The organism is Bacillus sp. LQ01, from assembly GCF_057624735.1.
Genome location: NZ_JBYEZL010000002.1, coordinates 130849 through 149093, shown reverse-complemented (window position 1 = coordinate 149093; position 18245 = coordinate 130849). Strand labels below are relative to the sequence as shown.

At 40.6% G+C, this 18245-nt stretch carries 21 protein-coding genes; 5 read left to right on the top strand and 16 right to left on the bottom strand.

All coding sequences use genetic code 11. The features are described from left to right. The first annotated feature begins 382 nt into the window (after positions 1-382). The gene (locus AC22L0_RS13115) at positions 383-610 is read left to right on the top strand and encodes a DUF3973 domain-containing protein (protein ID WP_000498988.1); all 228 of its coding nucleotides are present in this window, start codon (positions 383-385) and stop codon (positions 608-610) included. Positions 611-644: 34 nt separating this feature from the next. Here the strand turns inward: AC22L0_RS13115 and AC22L0_RS13110 are convergent, their stop codons facing one another. Further along, complete coding sequence (locus AC22L0_RS13110) at positions 645-827, bottom strand: sporulation protein Cse60 (protein ID WP_000621751.1); 183 nt, start codon at positions 825-827, stop codon at positions 645-647. 1 nt (position 828) lies between these two features. Beyond that, the gene (locus AC22L0_RS13105; RefSeq protein WP_000533804.1) at positions 829-1065 is read right to left on the bottom strand and encodes a DUF2553 family protein; all 237 of its coding nucleotides are present in this window, start codon (positions 1063-1065) and stop codon (positions 829-831) included. Positions 1066-1409: 344 nt separating this feature from the next. On the opposite strand from AC22L0_RS13105, the gene AC22L0_RS13100 reads away from it, so the two are divergent. Next, positions 1410-1904 (top strand): CarD family transcriptional regulator, encoded by a 495-nt coding sequence (locus tag AC22L0_RS13100; RefSeq protein WP_000451446.1) that lies wholly within the window; start codon positions 1410-1412, stop codon positions 1902-1904. Between the two features lie 71 nt (positions 1905-1975). On the opposite strand, the gene AC22L0_RS13095 is transcribed toward AC22L0_RS13100, so the two are convergent. The 7 genes from AC22L0_RS13095 to moeA all read right to left on the bottom strand — a co-directional run bounded on the left by AC22L0_RS13095 (position 1976) and on the right by moeA (position 6653). Next, positions 1976-2761, bottom strand: coding sequence for a glucose 1-dehydrogenase (locus AC22L0_RS13095; RefSeq protein WP_000286673.1), 786 nt, complete (start codon positions 2759-2761; stop codon positions 1976-1978). A 13-nt stretch (positions 2762-2774) separates the two neighbouring features. Further along, entirely contained in the window at positions 2775-3632 is an 858-nt protein-coding gene (gene glcU, locus AC22L0_RS13090) for a glucose uptake protein GlcU (protein ID WP_000350861.1), read from the bottom strand. Positions 3633-3668: 36 nt separating this feature from the next. Beyond that, the gene (locus tag AC22L0_RS13085) at positions 3669-4088 is read right to left on the bottom strand and encodes a DUF3888 domain-containing protein (protein ID WP_000717679.1); all 420 of its coding nucleotides are present in this window, start codon (positions 4086-4088) and stop codon (positions 3669-3671) included. Positions 4089-4181: 93 nt separating this feature from the next. After that, the gene (gene moaD / locus AC22L0_RS13080; protein ID WP_000621778.1) at positions 4182-4415 is read right to left on the bottom strand and encodes a molybdopterin converting factor subunit 1; all 234 of its coding nucleotides are present in this window, start codon (positions 4413-4415) and stop codon (positions 4182-4184) included. Positions 4416-4417: 2 nt separating this feature from the next. Next, entirely contained in the window at positions 4418-4882 is a 465-nt protein-coding gene (gene moaE, locus AC22L0_RS13075; protein ID WP_000611226.1) for a molybdopterin synthase catalytic subunit MoaE, read from the bottom strand. Further along, positions 4879-5394, bottom strand: coding sequence for a molybdopterin-guanine dinucleotide biosynthesis protein B (gene mobB, locus AC22L0_RS13070; RefSeq protein WP_000513645.1), 516 nt, complete (start codon positions 5392-5394; stop codon positions 4879-4881). The genes moaE and mobB overlap by 4 nt, the downstream gene beginning before the upstream one ends. Continuing rightward, entirely contained in the window at positions 5364-6653 is a 1290-nt protein-coding gene (gene moeA / locus AC22L0_RS13065) for a molybdopterin molybdotransferase MoeA (protein ID WP_000229698.1), read from the bottom strand. Before moeA ends, mobB begins: the two co-directional genes overlap by 31 nt. Positions 6654-6736: 83 nt before the next feature. Here moeA and moaC point away from each other — a divergent pair, with 83 nt between their 5' ends. After that, a complete protein-coding gene (moaC, locus tag AC22L0_RS13060; protein WP_000094146.1) occupies positions 6737-7222 on the top strand; it encodes a cyclic pyranopterin monophosphate synthase MoaC in 486 nt (161 codons plus the stop codon). A 37-nt stretch (positions 7223-7259) separates the two neighbouring features. On the opposite strand, the gene AC22L0_RS13055 is transcribed toward moaC, so the two are convergent. The 6 genes from AC22L0_RS13055 to AC22L0_RS13030 all read right to left on the bottom strand — a co-directional run bounded on the left by AC22L0_RS13055 (position 7260) and on the right by AC22L0_RS13030 (position 14502). Then, positions 7260-8273, bottom strand: a complete 1014-nt coding sequence (locus AC22L0_RS13055) for a molybdopterin-synthase adenylyltransferase MoeB (RefSeq protein WP_001158108.1) — start codon at positions 8271-8273, stop codon at positions 7260-7262. 16 nt (positions 8274-8289) lie between these two features. Continuing rightward, complete coding sequence (moaA, locus tag AC22L0_RS13050) at positions 8290-9303, bottom strand: GTP 3',8-cyclase MoaA (protein ID WP_001157117.1); 1014 nt, start codon at positions 9301-9303, stop codon at positions 8290-8292. Between the two features lie 200 nt (positions 9304-9503). Next, a complete protein-coding gene (locus AC22L0_RS13045) occupies positions 9504-13433 on the bottom strand; it encodes a BclA-related collagen-like exosporium protein (RefSeq protein WP_098382522.1) in 3930 nt (1309 codons plus the stop codon). Between the two features lie 116 nt (positions 13434-13549). After that, on the bottom strand, positions 13550-13873 hold the full coding sequence (locus tag AC22L0_RS13040) for a hypothetical protein (protein WP_001110848.1): 324 nt from the start codon (positions 13871-13873) through the stop codon (positions 13550-13552). Between the two features lie 20 nt (positions 13874-13893). Further along, complete coding sequence (locus AC22L0_RS13035; RefSeq protein ID WP_000512465.1) at positions 13894-14118, bottom strand: spore germination protein; 225 nt, start codon at positions 14116-14118, stop codon at positions 13894-13896. Between the two features lie 78 nt (positions 14119-14196). Continuing rightward, positions 14197-14502 (bottom strand): rhodanese-like domain-containing protein, encoded by a 306-nt coding sequence (locus AC22L0_RS13030; protein ID WP_000141207.1) that lies wholly within the window; start codon positions 14500-14502, stop codon positions 14197-14199. Positions 14503-14699: 197 nt separating this feature from the next. Here AC22L0_RS13030 and AC22L0_RS13025 point away from each other — a divergent pair, with 197 nt between their 5' ends. Further along, positions 14700-14882: a hypothetical protein gene (locus AC22L0_RS13025; RefSeq protein WP_000171881.1), complete on the top strand. Its 183-nt coding sequence runs from the start codon at positions 14700-14702 to the stop codon at positions 14880-14882. Between the two features lie 49 nt (positions 14883-14931). Here AC22L0_RS13025 and AC22L0_RS13020 read toward each other — a convergent pair whose 3' ends face one another. Then, positions 14932-16056 (bottom strand): homoserine O-acetyltransferase family protein, encoded by a 1125-nt coding sequence (locus AC22L0_RS13020; protein ID WP_001167634.1) that lies wholly within the window; start codon positions 16054-16056, stop codon positions 14932-14934. 152 nt (positions 16057-16208) lie between these two features. On the opposite strand from AC22L0_RS13020, the gene AC22L0_RS13015 reads away from it, so the two are divergent. Next, a complete protein-coding gene (locus AC22L0_RS13015; protein WP_087967204.1) occupies positions 16209-18239 on the top strand; it encodes a spore germination protein in 2031 nt (676 codons plus the stop codon). The last annotated feature ends 6 nt before the right edge of the window (positions 18240-18245 follow it).

The window sequence follows — 18245 nt, the reverse complement described above, 5'->3', positions numbered from 1 at the left end:
GGTTATACTTCGATAATATAACACCTTTTAGTTTCATGTCAACGCCAATTCTTTTACTGTTGAGAAATTCTCAACATTTTTTCAACAGGACAAACACCCTCTTAGCATTCCCTCATAATATACTCACAAAGGCAATACAAAATAAAAACTTCTCTCAACATGAAACTCCATCATTCATATTGAAAGAAGCGCCTTACTTATATCATGCGTACTTCGTCTCTCCTCCTTCCCTCAAGGGACAATACGCGAGATATGACAAATCAGAAGGAATATGCCCACCATTTGAGTAGGTAGTTATTTCTCTTCTCCTCAACATTTCCTCAGGAGCGAAATGACTACCGACTCACTTTTTTCAAACAAAAATAAAAAGGGGATGAAAGCTATGTTCTATTGCATTAACTGCTCTGATATTCATCATGAAAAACATCCGAATGATAAAGTATTCAAAAACGGTTTTTATATTGATCCATTTTTAGGTGATCGTTATCACCTTGGTATGTGTAAAGATGCCCAAAATCATGAAACAGGGGAGCCTCTTTTAACGACAAAGAAATTAGGCACACCCCAATCTATTATGAACGTATTACCGACACATGTTGTCCCAACATAAAACATAAAAAAGAGCTGGGTGAGCCAGCTCTTTTTTATGCTTTATAAACGATCATTGCTGAAAAACAATAAATTTGGTTTTCATCGTCGTTAATGGAAACACCAACTTGATACTTAATATCTACAAAGTTGCTATCATCAATCTTTTTCAAAAACACATTCACAGCGTCTTCTAAGTCTTTTTCGTGACTTTCATCAAAAACTTTCACACGAATCATGTTAACACCATCCTAGATCGCAGCCCTCCGCCGCTTGATTATTGCCACGGTGCGTATCTATGATGCGATAAAACTTTCCATTCTCATATATATATCCGTCTTCTAACACATATTTTTTATCTTCAGTATAGACATAAAACTTACCTATCATAAATTTACTCGTATATAATTCCAAATAATTTGGTCTAAATTTAGCTACAACTTTATTTGTAATATCAATTTTTATTGTGCGCCCCACCTTCTCTCCCTCCTTTGCAAAGAACGGATTTAGGTATATTGTATTAGCGCTTTTACATTTTATGCTTAAAAATAAGTGGATATGCCCTCTTTCTCACCTGTACTATTTTTCTAAAAAAATCACTATAAAGTGAAACTTTAATCAGCCCGACCACCCACCTAACTTCTTTGCTTTCGCTGAATTTTGAGGTGGGGGTCTTATTGCCCGTTAATGCGGGATAAATAAGTTCAAAAAAAACATAAAAAAACCACTCCATATTATTGACTCTAATATAAATGTTATGTTATTATATAAAATTTGACATTTTTACATGCGTATGCTATCATTAAAAGTGGTTACCACATATGGAGGTGGATGATTTGTTTCAAATTGGTGATAAAATCGTTTATCCAATGCACGGTGCAGGAATTATCGAAGCAATTGAAGAGAAAGAAATATTAGGTACTTCACGTCAATATTGTGTGATACGCATCATTAGTAAAGATATGCAAGTAATGCTTCCGATGGAACAATTAAAAAAATCAGGTATTCGTTATATCGTTGATCGAGGTACGTTAGATGATATACTTCTTGAATTTCAAAACGGGGAGTCAGACCCATCACTCTCATGGAAACAAAGATATACAATGAATATGGAAAAAATGAAAAATGGCAATTTACAAGATAGCGCAGAAGTGGTTCGGGATTTACTTCGCCGTAATAAAGAGAGAACATTAAATGCGAGCGAAAAACAAATGCTAGATAATGCACGAAAAATGATGATCAGCGAAGTCGCGCTCGTACAAAATGTTACTGAACATCAAGCAACAGAATTTCTTCAAGATACAATTAATCATTAAATTTAAAATAGCTGAACGCTATTTTTTTTGTAAAAAAGGACAAAGAGATAACACTCTTTGTCCTTTTCATATTACCCACGCCCAGCTTGAAACGATGGGTATAAAGTCATTCCACCATCTGCAAATAACGTAATTCCAGTTACGTAACTCGCCTCTGATGAAGCAAGCCAAGTTGCTACTGCTGCGATTTCTTCAGGTTTTCCAATATAGCCCATAGGTATCATACTTTCTACGTCAGCACGTTTTTTAGGATCAGCAAACTTTTCTGCATTGATTGGCGTATTAATTGCACCTGGTCCTATATTATTTACTCGAATACCTTTTGGCGCATATTCTAACGCTAGCGTTTCTGTCATCAGTTTAATGCCACCCTTACTTGCTGCATAGTGCACAAATAGTGGCCACGGAATTTTCTCATGAACACTAGACATATTAATGACAGACCCTTTAATATCATGTTCTACAAAATATTTAATCGCTTCACGACTTCCTAAAAAAGCACCTGTTAAATTTGTATTAATTACCCTATTCCAATCTTCAAGCGGCATTTCATGCGACGGTACCGCGTTTTCTATCCCTGCATTATTAATCATAACGTCAAGCGTACCAAACTCTTTCACAGCAGATTGAATGAGATTCACAACATCTGATTCGACGGTTACATCACCTTTTACAGCAATCGCTTCGCCGCCTACCTTTTTAATTTCTTCTAACACATCATTCGCTTCTGATTCTCGTGAGCGATAATTAATAACCACTTTCGCTTTTTCCTTAGCAAACCTTACTCCCATCGCTCTTCCGAGACCAGTTGCTGATCCTGTAATAACGACAACTTTCCCTGCTAAATCACTATACATTTCCATACCTCCTTTAACTTTTGGCTATACCTAACATAATTCCGGCTGCGATAATAAAAACGATACCGACAACGATACCCGTTAATTGACGTTTCGTTTTCTTTTCACCTAATATAAGGATCCCACCAAGCGTGGAAATAATAATTCCCATTTGCGATAGCGAGAAACTTGTTGCGACTCCAACACGCGGCTGTGAAATGAATAAAAACATATTTCCAGCTGCCCAAATTAATCCTGGAATAATATTGCGAATTGCATATTTATTAAATGGATGATGTTTAAAGGTAAGCAAAATCCCACCTAACACCATACCAACTGCTTGTGGCAACAAAGCCGACCAGCCATCTACGTTAAATAACCTAATTACTACTACGTAAACTAAATAACCGACTGTTGAAATTAATAAAATTACGATACCTCTTTTAAAGTTTGCTGCTTGCTCTGCATTCTTTTCTTCTTCACTTTGAAGCGATGTTAAAATAACACCGATAATAATACAAACGAGCGCTAAAATCCCAAGGACGACCGATATTGTCGTGGACCATTCATGAAATACGATAACGCCAAATAAAGTCGTCGCGACTAATTGAAGTCCTGTTGAAATTGGCATCGTCCTCGAAACACCCATTAAATCAATACTTTTCAATTGATTCGCCTGACCAAGCGCCCAAAATAAACCTGACACAACTCCAACTCCGATAACGGTAGGTGTTAATACTGGCTTCATAAAAATATAAACAACAATTGAGAAAATAAGTGCTCCAAACGTTGTTCCGAGCGTTTGACTATACGGGCCCCCGCCCAGTTTTACGTTAAATAGCACAATACTTCCCCAAAATATAGCTGGTAAAATCGCTAAAAATATATCCATCACTCATTACCTTTCTTTACTAAATGCCATAGATTATCACTCTAAGTCGTTAGAGTGAGCTTTTATTTTTTCTTTTTCCCGTTCACAAACTTTTTCTGCAATAACGTCAGAAACATTCTTTTCTCGCTCCACTTTCTTTATCTTTACGTGATCTAAATGATCTTCCAAAGTAAGCGTAACTTTATCGTTCGGCGGATTATGCGCTCCTTGAAATGTAAGAAATTGTAGCTTCACTTCGTATCTAGGAACAAATTCATCTTTCTTGCCGAGACGCTTTATATCTATAACTGAAGCACATTCATATTGATCTTCTGTCACTTGTCTAATAACTGAATAGTACCTATTTGATAATGCACTCTCTAAAAGCTGTTCTCTTGATTCTTTCGCGAAAGAATCGCTTGGAGAAGAGAAAAAGGCCACACATAGCATTGTGATAACTACACATATTTTTTTCATAGTTCCCTCCTTGTTCTATAGATTAGTGTTCTCAAAACTGCCATAAAAAAACGACTTTCCCTATGTAGGAAAGTCGTTTTAATAAATCCAATATTAACCACCACTCACTGGTGGAATTAGTGCAACAACATCACCAGATTGGACCCTGTCATCTTCATTTGCGTATTCTTCATTAATCGCAACCATAATTGGCTCTGAAACTGGTACATTATATTCGTTCGCAACAACATCTTTTAACTGTGCAACCGTAATATTTTCTTTCTCTATTTGTAATTCACTTGTCCCGGCTTCTTCTTGCAAGTGCGCAAATAACAATACTCTAATCATACTTATAGCTCCTTCCCAGGCTCTCCCGCCGGATATGGTGTTTTTTCTAATTGATCACCAATCCATGAGTCACCATCTTCCCAAAACTCCTTTTTCCAAATCGGAACAATTTGTTTTATGCGTTCCATAATATATTCGTTCGCTTCATAAGCCGCTTTACGGTGTGGTGTTGAAACAGCAACAACAACCGCTATATCAGAAATTTGCAACGTACCGATGCGATGTGTAATCGCAACATATGTACCTGGCCATTTCTCTTTCACTTCCAAGCCAATTTTCTCTAGCATCTTTTCTGCCATCGTCTTATAAGCAACATACTCTAAGTATAATGTACGACGCCCTTTCGTAAACTCTCTAACCGTTCCAATAAATGTTGTAACAGCACCGCATTCACGTCGAATTACTTTCTTCGTTACTTCTTCAATTGAGATTTCTGTATCAATTACTTCATAATATGTATTTATCATTTCGCACTCCTAACCGTTTGTAAAAACCAGTCTATGTACAACTCTTCTTCTGTTATATGAAATACTTTATATTCTTCTCGTATATTTGCCGGAACATCATACCACGTAATAACCGCCACTATATTTTCTACTTTATGTAAAAGCTCAATGTCTTCCGCAGAACGAAGTAACACTACTTTCGAGTAATTCTCTTTTTTATAGCCTTCTATTAAAATTGTATCCACTTCAAAAAACTCATATAAGCGAATAATTTCTTGCAAGGACCATTTCTTTCTTAGTGAAGAAAGTGAAAGCAATCCAGCACCTTCTACACTACTTACGACAGCACCAGCTTTACGGTGTCTTTCGCTATCTTTTTGCGCTACTTCTGGAAAGCCTCCGTGCCCGTGATGTTTAATTGTAGCAACTTTCATTTTTCGTTCAGCTAATGCATGCACCACTTTCTCAACAAGTGTTGTTTTCCCGCTATTTTGATATCCTACTATTTGTAAGATTGAAGGGGCTTTGCCCATGGCCAATCACATCCCTCAGAGTGCTCTAACAATAATACGGATACTTTCATTCCGGTCTCAAATCCTCTCGTTCCTCCAGGTAACACGATAAAAGCATTCGCATCTGCAAGTGAAGATACCGCACTCGATTTATCTAAACCAACTGGCATCGCTTGTAACGCCCCGTCCACAATTGTTACGTTCGCTCTTACGAAACGAGTAAATGGATTTGGCTTTGGAAAATCTTTTTGTAAAATAGCATCCGCTCTATATACGTGAGGTTCCTTCGCATACAAATACGTTTTTATAATTGGATGCACAAATAATTCAAAGCCTACATAACAAGCAGACGGATTTCCTGATAAACCAAAGAGTAACTTTCCATCAACTTCAGCTACTGTCGTTACACTTCCGGGCCTCATGGCTATCTTATTAAAGAGTACATTTGCCTGTAACCTTTCATAAATAGCTGGTAAGTAGTCATAATCTCCTACTGATACACCGCCTGTTGTAATTAAAATGTCGACCTCATCCACCGCTGATTGAACAGCTGTAAAACATGCATCTAACTCATCCGCGAGTTGACCATAATAACGAACTTTCCCGCCAGCTTTCATAATTTGAGCTGCGATCATATAAGAGTTACTATTTCTAATTTTCCCCGGTTCTAACGGCTCATGTACTTCTAATAATTCACTTCCTGTCGTTACAATACCGACAACAGGCTGTTTTACAACTTTCACAGTGCTATATCCAAACGTTGCTAATAAGGCGGCAACACCTGGATTAATTGCAACGCCTTTCTGAACGAGAACTTGATTTTGTTTTATATCTTCTCCTTTAAACGACACATTGTCACCGTTATTAAAAGGGCGTTTTAACTTCATATATGTTTTCCCGTTCTTCTCAAACCCTTCTGTCAGCTCTAGCATTACGACTGCATTGCAATCTTGTGGAATAGCTGCTCCTGTCATAATACGAACCACCTGAAAAGATCCTACTTCTTCTGTAAAAACAGAACCTGCCCCGATTTCTCCTATTACTTCAAATTCAACTGGATTCTCTTGAGTTGCTTCTTTCGTATCTTCTGCTCGAATGGCGAAACCATCGTAAGGGGAACGATCAAAATGAGGAACGTCATGATCTGAGACAACATCTTCCCCGAGAATTCTCCCGTAACTTTCCGTAATAGAAATTTCTTCTACTTCACCATGCTTTGCATATTTCATTACCCGTTCTACTGCCTCAGCAACTTGAATTGGAATTCGTTTTTCTACCATCGTTTCTCACCTCATATTTGCAATTTTTTTTATCTCGATTAAACTTTATATATTCAATAGAAATTACTTCAAGGAGGAATTCCATGTCTTCATTTACACACTTTAATGACCAAGGACGCGCGAAGATGGTTGATATAAGTGACAAAAAAGCAACCGTTCGAACAGCAATTGCGTGCTCTAGCATTGTCGTTACGAAAGAAATTTACGATAAAATCTCTCACAATGAAATTGGGAAAGGTGACGTATTAGCAGTTGCGCAAATCGCAGGCATTATGGCTGCGAAACGAACTTCTGATATTATCCCAATGTGCCATCCTTTACTATTAAAAGGTGTTGACGTTTCTTTCGATTGGAAACAATCAGAAGAACAATATCGTTTACTCATTGAAGTAAAAGTTAAAACAGAAGGTAGCACCGGTGTTGAAATGGAAGCTTTAACAGCTGCTTCGGCTACCGCTCTTACTGTGTATGATATGTGTAAAGCTGTCGATAAAGGTATGATTATCGGCGAAACGTACTTACTTGAAAAAACAGGCGGAAAAAGTGGAGATTATACGAGAAATTCATAATCCTTTCTCCGTTGAACCTAAAGGATTCCCTTTAGGTTCAACCTATATATCTTGCATATAAACTTTTCGCTACATTTATATCATTCGTCCCATGAATGAAAGCTCTGCCATCTGTAAATAAAACAAAACGATATTCTTCTACCGGAAACGACAATAAATAAGGTGTCGCCTTTATCTCTACGCTTCTTTGTAAGCGCTTTTTAATTTCTTCCAAATTAAAATTCTTCCGCACACCTGGACGAATTTGCACTGTATTTCGCCCACATAACACTTCTGTTTTCGTTTGTGCTTCAAATGTTAAACTCGGATATGTACGTAACCTTCCGCAAGATAAACAAGTATCTTTTTTCTGCCTATTCACTTTAAATGCCATCTGTTGATTATTCCAAAGATCAAATGATAACATCGTTTCACGAAGCGCTCCGTAGTCTTCTACTAATATTTTCAGCGCTTCCGTAGTTTGATGCGCAACTACTAATTGTACTGCCGGTTGTATAATACCAGCTGTGTCACATGTTGCTCCGCTCGCCGGATGCTCCATTAAACAGCGAAAACACGGTGTTTTCCCTGGTAAAATTGTATACGTTACTCCGTAGCTTCCAACGCACCCACCATATATCCACGGAATATTATACTTTTGTGAAATATCATTAATAAGAAGACGCGTTTCAAAATTATCTGTCGCATCTAATATTAAATCTACACCATTCACTAATTCTTCCATTTCTTGCACCGTTACATCTGTCACAACCGGAGTTATTTCCACCTCAGAATTAATCGCTCTTAAATGCTCTGCTGCCGCTACCGCCTTCGGTTTATACTGCTTTGCATCTTCTTCTGTATATAGTTGTTGTCTTTGTAAATTACTCCATTCTACATAATCACGATCAGCAATCGTTACTTTTCCAACACCCGCTCTAACAATCGCTTCTGCATTTGCCGCACCGAGAGCACCAGCACCAATAATAAGCACATGCTTCTCTCTTATTTTTCTCTGTCCTTCTTCTCCAACACCAGAAAATAATATTTGTCTTGAATATCGCTCCTGCATGCGATACCCCCCTTTCTTATCCTCCTATATAAGACATTTCGATTTTTGGACGATTTTTTGCACTTTCTTCTGTTCGTTCATCCGAATACCTATCTTTTCTATTCATCCATACATCTTGTATAACACTTAATAACTCCTCATCCGAAAGATTTCCTCTAAGAAGTTCTCTTACATCCAAACCCTCTGTCGCAAATAAGCACGTATAAAACTTTCCATCTGCCGAAATTCTCGCCCTCGTACAAGAGACACAAAATGACTCAGAAACAGATGTAATAAAACCAACTTCAACATTTGTTCCAACGTACCGATATCGCTTCGCAACTTCACCAAAGTAATGCGCTTCAGCTGGCTCAAGCGGATACACCTTATGAATCATCTCAATCAATTCTCGTTTTGTAACGACTTGATCAAAATTCCACCCATTTGTACTACCAACATCCATAAACTCAATAAACCGAAGCGTGATTCCTTGCTCTTTAAAATACGCAGCCATCGGTAGTACTTGATGATCGTTCATCCCTTTTTTCACAACCATATTTACCTTTACTTCCAAGCCCGCCTCTTTAGCTGCTATAATTCCCTTAATTACCGGTTTCGTATTAATATTTCGACCATTAATATTCTTAAATATGTCATCATCTATCGCATCTAAACTAACATTCACTCTATGTAATCCAGCTTCTTTTAATGCCTTCGCTTGTTTCGTTAAATGAATAGCATTTGTCGTTAACCCTATATCTATTAGCCCATCAATTTTCACAAGACGTGCAATAAGTTTTGTTAAATCTTTACGAAGCAGTGGCTCACCGCCAGTAAGTCTAATTTTCCGTACACCGATGCTAACAAATAATTTTGCCAAACGCTCAATTTCATCAAAAGTTAGTAAAAACTCGTCTTTCAAAAAAGCATATTCTGGCCCAAATATTTCCGCTGGCATACAATATGTACATCTAAAATTGCAACGATCAATGACAGATATACGTAAATCTTGAAGTGGGCGTCCAAAAAAATCTTTAACCATCTCCTGCATCGCCACCCTCCCTTTCTGCCAAATTTCTTTCTTTTCATTCTATTATAATATATTTTCGAACTGCGATGTTTTTGCTCAAGTGAATAAAGTGAAACTTTAAATAATTAGAGGGGATTCACTCCCCCTGGTTAACGAGGTTTACTTACAAATACAAAGATAAAAAAACCTTGAAACATAAAAGCTTCAAGGTTCTCTGCTTATTAACTTAATCTAATAATAGTCAGGGTAGCCCCTGGCGTTGCTGTAGATAATGTAGCTATTGCAACTACTCCAAATAACTGTAAGCTAACAGCAGCTCCAGCAGGCAAGTTAGCAATTATTGTTGCACTAAATGAACCAGTAGCAACTGTCGGAGCATTTATCGTTCCCGCAAGCGGACTGCCATTTACAGTTATACGAGAACTTACAAGTAATCCTGCCGTTAGATTAATTGTATAAGCTATATAATAATTCCCTGCATTCGCAACTGTAAATACAGTATTTCCTCCACTAACAGTAATTCCTGGACCAATATTTTGATTGTTCGGTAATGGTACATTCGTGCCACCTAATAAAACAGAAATAGCGGTTCCTGATGTATTATTCGCAAATGCATATGTTGCAGTTGTACTAACTCCAGTCGCCCCGGTCGCTCCAGTGGCTCCAGCTCCGGTTGGACCTGTATCTCCAGTTGGGCCTTGTGAACCGGTTGCTCCTGTAGCCCCCGTTGGACCTTGGATTCCTTGCGGGCCTTGAATTCCTTGTGGGCCTTGAATTCCTTGGAGACCTGTCGCTCCGGTTGCTCCTGTAGCTCCCGTTGGACCTTGAATTCCTTGCGGGCCTTGAATTCCTTGTGGGCCTTGAATTCCTTGGGGACCTGTCGCTCCGGTTGCTCCTGTAGCTCCCGTTGGACCTTGAATTCCTTGCGGGCCTTGAATTCCTTGTGGACCTTGAATCCCTTGTGGACCTGTCGCTCCGGTTGCTCCTGTAGCTCCCGTTGGACCTTGAATTCCTTGCGGGCCTTGAATTCCTTGCGGGCCTTGTGGGCCGGTCGGACCTATGTCACCTTGTGGACCTTGGATTCCCTGTGGGCCTTGTGCTCCTGTTGCTCCTGTCGCTCCTTGGATTCCTTGAGGACCTTGTGGACCTTGAATTCCTTGCGGGCCGGTTGGACCTATGTCGCCTTGTGGGCCTTGAATTCCTTGGGGACCTTGTGCTCCGGTTGCCCCCGTTACTCCTTGGATTCCTTGAGGACCTTGAATACCCTGTGGACCGGTTGGACCTATCTCTCCTTGAACACCTTGGATTCCTTGCGGGCCCTGTAAACCCGTCACTCCGGTTGCTCCCGTTGCTCCTGTCGCTCCTGTCACTCCAGTTGAGCCTGTCGCCCCGTTATCTCCTGTTACTCCTGTCGCACCTGTTGCTCCTGTCGGGCCAGGTGGTCCACCTGATGGACCTGTCACTCCTGTCGGACCTGATGGCCCCGTTGGGCCGGTCGGTCCTGCTGGTCCTCCTGACGGACCAGTCACCCCTGTTGGACCGGTTACTCCTGTTGGACCGGTAGTTCCTTCTCCCGTCGCTCCGGTTGCCCCCGTATCTCCTGTTGCTCCCGTCGGACCTTGTATCCCTTGAATTCCTTGTGGGCCTTGCACTCCTTGTGCACCTGTTGCTCCTTGAATCCCTTGAATTCCTTGCACTCCCTGTGTCCCCATCGGACCGGTTGGACCAATCACCCCTTGTATACCTTGCACTCCTTGGGGGCCCTCTGGACCGGTTGCTCCTATTTCCCCTTGTATCCCTTGAATTCCAGTTGCTCCTTGTGCTCCAGTTGCTCCCGTTATCCCTTGCACACCTTGGATTCCCTGTATTCCTTGTGGACCTTGTGGGCCTGTTGCTCCTACCGGTCCTTGAATGCCTTGTATCCCCTGAGGACCCTCTGGACCCGTTGCTCCAACTGGCCCTTGAACACCTTGTATTCCTTGCGGGCCCTGAAGTCCTTCTGGGCCTTCTGGACCTGTCGGACCTATTTCTCCTTGTATCCCTTGGATTCCAGTTGGACCTTGTGGCCCAGTCGGACCTATGTCACCTTGCGGACCTTGGATTCCCTGTGGACCTTGTGCTCCTGTTCCCCCTGTCGCTCCTTGGATTCCTTGAGAACCTTGTGGGCCTTGAATTCCTTGTGGGCCGGTTGGACCTATGTCGCCTTGTGGGCCTTGAATCCCTTGCGGACCTTGATCTCCAGTGGCCCCCGTTACTCCTTGAATTCCTTGGGGACCTTGAACACCTTGGGGACCCGTCGGACCTATCTCTCCCTGCACACCTTGGATTCCTTGCGGACCTTGCAAACCCGTCACTCCGGTTGCTCCCGTTTCTCCTGTCGCTCCTGTCACTCCAGTTGAGCCTGTCGCCCCAGTATCTCCTGTTACTCCTGTCGCCCCGGTTACTCCTGTCGGGCCAGGTGGTCCACCAGATGGACCTGTTACTCCCGCCGGACCTGATGGCCCCGTTGGGCCGGTCGGTCCTGCTGGTCCTCCAGATGGGCCTGTTACCCCTGTTGGACCGGTTACTCCTGTTGGACCTGTAGTGCCTTCCCCTGTCGCCCCAGTTGCTCCCGTATCTCCTGTTGCCCCCGTCGGACCTTGGATTCCTTGAATTCCCTGTGGACCTTGCACTCCTTGTGCGCCCGTCGCTCCTTGAATTCCTTGTACTCCTTGCACACCTTGGGGACCCATCGGACCTGTTGGACCAATCTCCCCTTGAGCACCTTGCACTCCTTGGGGACCCTCTGGACCCGTTGCTCCTATTTCCCCTTGTATCCCTTGAATTCCAGTTGCTCCTTGTACTCCAGTTGCTCCCGTTATCCCTTGCACACCTTGTATTCCCTGAATTCCTTGGGGACCTTGTGGGCCTGTTGCTCCTACCGATCCTTGAATACCTTGTATCCCCTGAGGACCCTCTGGACCCGTTGCTCCAACTGGCCCTGGCACACCTTGTATTCCTTGCGGGCCCTGAAGTCCCTCTGGACCTTCTGGACCTGTTGGTCCTATATCACCCATCGGACCTTGTATCCCTTGAACTCCCTGTGGGCCTGTTGCTCCTGATGGCCCTGGTACTCCTTGTATTCCTTGTGGACCTTGATCTCCTGTTGCTCCTGTGGCCCCTTGAGGCCCTATAGCCCCCTGTATACCTTGTGGACCTTGATCCCCTGTTGCTCCCGTTGCCCCTTGAATACCTTGAACTCCTTGTATTCCTTGTTCACCAGTTACTCCCGTCGGACCAGGAATACCTTGAATACCCTGCGGACCTTCTGGACCTGTTGGACCAATTGGCCCTTGAATCCCTTGGATTCCTTGCAAGCCCTGTGCTCCCGTACTTCCAGTCGGACCTGTACTTCCCGTTGCTCCTGTTATCCCTGTACTTCCTGTAGCTCCAGTATTCCCAGTTGCTCCAGTCGCACCTGTACTTCCACTCGGTCCACCGCCCGGACCTGTCGCACCAGTCGGCCCCGTCGGACCAGGAGGTCCTCCAGATGGTCCAGTTATCCCAGTTGGACCTGTTATTCCAGTCGGGCCTGTTATCCCCTGACCAGTTGCTCCGGTTGCACCTGTATTTCCACTCGGTCCTTGTGTTCCTTGTATCCCTTGTGCTCCTTGTATTCCTTGTGGACCAGTTACACCCGGTAACCCTTGGACGCCTTGAATTCCTTGAGGTCCCTCAGGTCCCGTCGCTCCAATTGGCCCCTGTAATCCCTGTATCCCTTGTATACCTTGTGCCCCAGTCGCTCCCGTTGGACCAATCGGACCTTGTAACCCTTGCACCCCTTGAGGTCCTGTCGCTCCAGTTTCTCCTTGTGGTCCTCTCAATCCTTGTGGGCCCTGCTGTCCTTCTGGTCCAGTTGCACCTATTGGCCCAACTGATCCTTGTATCCCTTGCACACCTTGAGGTCCTGTCGGGCCCATCTCCCCCATCGGACCTTGTAATCCTCTTGGTCCTTGAGGTCCTGTTGGGCCTTGTGGACCGGTTGGACCAGTAATCCCTATACCTGTAAACCCAGTTGGAACAGGGGGGAAAGTAGGCCCAATAAGTTCGGGTGGAATTCTAAAATTAGAGCTTAACGAATTTTGCTTCCGATTATTATCACGATTCTTCACACTTTCACCGCCTACAAACCGTCTTTTTCATAATAAATAAGCCTCTTCTTAATCTATTTACAAAAATAATTTCCAAGACTATTTTTATTTTAAATAATAAAAACTCCCTTAATTTCTTAAGGGAGTCCTGCAATTGAATCCATATTATCTGTATTAGGGACAGCCTGCGCTATACTCGATGTATTTACATTTTGCCCCATATTTGCTCCTGTTACAGTACCAGCAGGAGTGCCCCTTGTATACGTCGTCGTCACCGAATCTCCCGGCTGTAAACAAAGCTTCGTCTCCGTCCCTATTACTGTAACAACATCAATCCAAGTACACCCCATTGAACCACTATATGATTTCGAAGCAGTAAATGAAGTGTCGCTCAAATTATCACCGGTAAATATATTTCCAGTGTTATTCACAATAACAAACTCTTTTATATGAGCAGGCATAATTACACTCTACCTTTCCTCTATGAACCTAACGTACGTGTACTCGTTGCCAAAGGCGGAAGAAATACTGATGTTCTAATGACCGCTTCTGGCTGCCTTTTTCCATTTAAAAAAATAGCCGCACTCGATCCTCCAGCACCTGCATATACTTTTGCTACAGCTAAAGGTGAGAGATCATAACAGTCACCGACATTAACAGCTCCTGTATTATTAATAATTTTTACTTTACGCAAATTAATCCCCATTTACCCCTCCTCCTTTTTTATACTGTATGCAAAAGAAAAAAACTTGAAACAGACTCGTTTCAAGTTTTTTACAATTAACTATTTCGTTTCACCTTCATATTGAAGCATACCGCCAACCATGTTCACTGTTTTAAACCCTTGTTCATTTAAATAATGACATACATTTTCACTGCGCATTCCTGAACGACAAATAAAGATATATTCATTCTCTTTATTAAAGAAATCTACTTTATGTGGGATATCGCCCATTTTAATATGTACAGCTTCTGGAATCTTTCCTGCCGCTACTTCTTCATCTTCTCTTACATCTACTAAAAATAACGTTTCTCCATTTTCTAAACGCTCTTGCACCTCTTCTGTAGTAATTGTTTTAACTTCTGTCATATGTAGTTCCTCCTTATATACAATAAAACCTTTAGTTTCTTTTTCACAAACATTCTCTACCAATTTTAGCATGCAAAAGAAAGAACGCAAAGAATCGAAAAGCTATTTCTCAATTTTCTCGTAAAACTTATTCTTTACAAACATAACTAGCACATTGTATCCTCAATATACTTGTTTTATGAAAGGAGTCGATTAAAATGACGCTTTTTCTTTTCATTATAGGCATTGTGTTCTTACTCGCTGCAATTATTGTACTTAGTATGAAAAATAATAAAAAGATAAAATCGCCACAAGAAATGTCATTCTTATTTCTATTGCTTAGCATAGCGTTTTTCGGTATAGCAATTGCTACATATATTTTCCGTCTACAAATCATGTGAAAAAAGGTGCCTACTTCAAACACTGCACCTTTTCCCCATCATTTTCCTTCTACACAAAACTAGATACTTTCCGATTCAAAAATTCATAAACTTTCTTTTCGAATAAATGAATATCCAATGCTCCTGCCATATGCCCATTTATACTTTCTATCTCATATACTTCCGCATATTTTCCTTGTTTTTGCAAAATATCAACCATTTTATAATTATAACGAGACGGCTGAAGCAAATCTTGTTTACACGGAATCATAAGTACATTCGCTTCTATGTTAGAAAGAGATTCTTCTAGTGAAGAAAACCCATGTGCAATATCATGCAATAAAACTGCCTTCGCAGTATATATCCATGAATTTGCATCTACTAACTCCATACTTCTATATGTCGCTTTATTTATTTCTTTTTCAAATGATGTTAGTGTAGCAAACTTTTCATAAGGTTCTATCTCTATACTATTACGAGGAAATGCCATTTCATAAAAATGCTCATCAAACGCGTTCATAAACATCATTCTATTTGCTAAATGAAGCCCCTTTATCGGCTGCTGTTCTCCATATTTCCCCTCTTTCCAACTTGGATCCAGTTGAATTGCTTCAATCGCATTTTGCGCTACGTTTACTGACGTAATAATTGGATTTTGTGGGTTCGTAATAACGCCAATCATCCGCTCTACCATATGTGGATAGTGAACCGCCCATTGTTGTGCAATCATCCCCCCCGCCGACGGTCCGATTACAGCGTGTAACCTTGAAATTCCCATACCTTTTATTAACTCATATTGCACACAAGCTACATCAAGAAATGTAAAAATCGGAAAATCCATAGCATATTCTTCTCCAGTTTCTGGATTAATTGATTTCGGTCCTGTTGTAATTACATATGGATTCCTCACCTGCACATTACAAAGATTATCCGTACATATAACAAAATACTTATTTGTATCAATTGCTTTTCCAGGTCCAATTAGCCCATCCCACCAACCAGACTCCTCATCATGCACTGTATATTTTCCTGCCGCATGACTTGTTGCACTAAAATAATGACAAACCAAAATCACATTTGACCTTTCTCTATTTAAAGTGCCATATGTCTCGTATCCCATTTGAACAGGAATTTCTCTGCCATTTTCAAACGTAAACCCTTTTAAAACAAACTTCTCCTTTTTTACAATTTGCACAGACTCTCCCTCTCCCCGTTATAGTATGAACTGCTTACTAAAGTTTTTTTTCTATGCAAACTAATCTCCTTCTTCTTTTCATAAATAAATGAATAATATACAAAATTAGCCACAAAATAGCACTATATTACAAGATTAAAGAGGGCGTACATATGATTTGGAATTGGTTACGTAAGAAAAAAAAATCAAATAAACCAGAAGCAAACGAAACAGATAATCAGGAGCAGCATTCTAACAATCAAGAGGATGATAACAAAGAACAGACTAGAAGTATGAAACATAATAAAGGTAAAAATAACGAGCAAAAAGATTCTTCTCAGAATAAGCAACAAAGTGCTAAACAAGAGGATTCCTCTCAGGATAAGCAACAAAACGCTAAACAAGAGGATTCCTCTCAGGATAAGCAACAAAACGCTAAACAAGGTGATTCGTCTCAGGATAAGCAACAAAACGCTAAACAAGATGATTCGTCTCAAGATAGGCAACAAAGTGCTAAACAAGGTGATTCGTTTCAGGATAAGCAACAAAGCGCTAAACAGGATGATTCCTCTCAAGATAGGCAACAAAGTGCTAAACAAGATGATTCGTCTCAAGATAAGCAACAAAGCACTAAACAAGGTGATTCGTTTCAAGATAAACAGCAAAACACTAAGCAAGATGAACCTTCTCAAAGTAAGCAACAAAGCTCTGGAGGTAATAGTATTTATGACTTTACAAAACCAGAAAAAGATCGTATTCATTCTTTACAAAATTTAATAGAGAAGCTGAAAAAGTCTAGTGATTTTGTAAATTATCATACATCCGACGATGAAACGATGCCTTATTGGATTTCTTACTATCGCCCTTCACTTGATGGAGAAAAATTACAAAAGTATTTAATGCCCACTCTTTTAGAACGACCTAACGCATCACTAGAAGAGCTTAAGGAACATATCCCGATGAGCGGCATTACAATTACGAACGACTTACAAAAAATTGAGGATATGGTTTTAAAGGGGCATGCGATTATTCAATTGAATCAGCAAGATCAAAAATGTATGCTTGCAAACATTGCAATTGATAATTATCGTGCACCAACCCCTCCTTTAAACGAATCAACTGTTATTGGTCCGCAAGAAGGTTTCGTAGAGGATATTGATACAAACATTAATTTAGTTCGAAAACGTCTTCCTGTTTTAGATTTACAAACAAAAGAAATGATTATCGGCGAGTTTTCCAAAACAAAAGTTGTCATGATGTACTTAGACAACCTTGCTGAAAAAGATAATGTAGATTTTCTAGAAGAGTCATTACGCGCTCTTGAATATGATCAAATTAATGATAGTGCTTATTTACAAGAATTAATGGGTGAAAAATCGATTTTCCCTCTCTATATCAATACAGAACGTACTGATAGAGTTACAAAAGCACTAATTGATGGGAAAATTGCTATTTTTGTTGATGGTTCTCCGAGTGTTTTACTAACACCTGTATCCTATTTCGATTTTTTCATTTCACCAGAAGACTATAACGTCTCCTGGATGTACGCTACATTTTCAAGGATTTTAAGATTAATTGCCGTTCTATTTTCAATTTGCGCTACACCGTTATACGTTGCAGTTTTAAATTATCATTATGAACTTATTCCGAGTGATTTACTTGAAACTTTAATTTTATCAAGAGCACAAGTACCGTTCCCGCCTTTAATTGAAGCTCTCTTTTTAGAACTTGCAATTGATTTATTAAGAGAAGCCGGCGCAAGGTTACCGATGAAAGTTGGTCAAACGCTCGGTATCGTAGGGGGTATCGTAATCGGGCAAGCATCTGTACAAGCAGGTTTAACGAGTAATATTTTATTAATTATCGTTGCCTTATCAGCACTCGCTTCCTTTATTACACCTATTTATAAAATGGGTAATGCGGTTCGATTACTACGTTTCCCGTTTCTCATATTTGCAGAAATAGGAGGACTTTTCGGTATTTCACTTGGATTTATCTTTTTATTCACCCATCTATTTAGACTTACTTCTTTACGCAAGCCGTACGCTTTATTTTATCCAACAAGACAACAATCTGTTAAAGATTCTTGGATCCGTTTTCCTTTAACAATGATTGATACAAGAGATGTACAAGCAAGGCCACAACATGTAAAAAAAGCAGCGAAAGGAATTTCAACAAAGCATAGATCAGACTTTGATGATTAAGAAATG

Coding starts and splice junctions, on each gene's coding strand:
- AC22L0_RS13115 (WP_000498988.1), top strand. CDS start 383: ATGTTCTATTGCATTAACTGCTCTGATATTCATCATGAAAAACATCCG.
- AC22L0_RS13110 (WP_000621751.1), bottom strand. CDS start 827: ATGATTCGTGTGAAAGTTTTTGATGAAAGTCACGAAAAAGACTTAGAA.
- AC22L0_RS13100 (WP_000451446.1), top strand. CDS start 1,410: ATGGAGGTGGATGATTTGTTTCAAATTGGTGATAAAATCGTTTATCCA.
- AC22L0_RS13095 (WP_000286673.1), bottom strand. CDS start 2,761: ATGTATAGTGATTTAGCAGGGAAAGTTGTCGTTATTACAGGATCAGCA.
- glcU (WP_000350861.1), bottom strand. CDS start 3,632: ATGGATATATTTTTAGCGATTTTACCAGCTATATTTTGGGGAAGTATT.
- AC22L0_RS13085 (WP_000717679.1), bottom strand. CDS start 4,088: ATGAAAAAAATATGTGTAGTTATCACAATGCTATGTGTGGCCTTTTTC.
- moaD (WP_000621778.1), bottom strand. CDS start 4,415: ATGATTAGAGTATTGTTATTTGCGCACTTGCAAGAAGAAGCCGGGACA.
- moaE (WP_000611226.1), bottom strand. CDS start 4,882: ATGATAAATACATATTATGAAGTAATTGATACAGAAATCTCAATTGAA.
- mobB (WP_000513645.1), bottom strand. CDS start 5,394: ATGGGCAAAGCCCCTTCAATCTTACAAATAGTAGGATATCAAAATAGC.
- moeA (WP_000229698.1), bottom strand. CDS start 6,653: ATGGTAGAAAAACGAATTCCAATTCAAGTTGCTGAGGCAGTAGAACGG.
- moaC (WP_000094146.1), top strand. CDS start 6,737: ATGTCTTCATTTACACACTTTAATGACCAAGGACGCGCGAAGATGGTT.
- AC22L0_RS13055 (WP_001158108.1), bottom strand. CDS start 8,273: ATGCAGGAGCGATATTCAAGACAAATATTATTTTCTGGTGTTGGAGAA.
- moaA (WP_001157117.1), bottom strand. CDS start 9,303: ATGCAGGAGATGGTTAAAGATTTTTTTGGACGCCCACTTCAAGATTTA.
- AC22L0_RS13040 (WP_001110848.1), bottom strand. CDS start 13,873: ATGCCTGCTCATATAAAAGAGTTTGTTATTGTGAATAACACTGGAAAT.
- AC22L0_RS13035 (WP_000512465.1), bottom strand. CDS start 14,118: ATGGGGATTAATTTGCGTAAAGTAAAAATTATTAATAATACAGGAGCT.
- AC22L0_RS13030 (WP_000141207.1), bottom strand. CDS start 14,502: ATGACAGAAGTTAAAACAATTACTACAGAAGAGGTGCAAGAGCGTTTA.
- AC22L0_RS13025 (WP_000171881.1), top strand. CDS start 14,700: ATGACGCTTTTTCTTTTCATTATAGGCATTGTGTTCTTACTCGCTGCA.
- AC22L0_RS13015 (WP_087967204.1), top strand. CDS start 16,209: ATGATTTGGAATTGGTTACGTAAGAAAAAAAAATCAAATAAACCAGAA.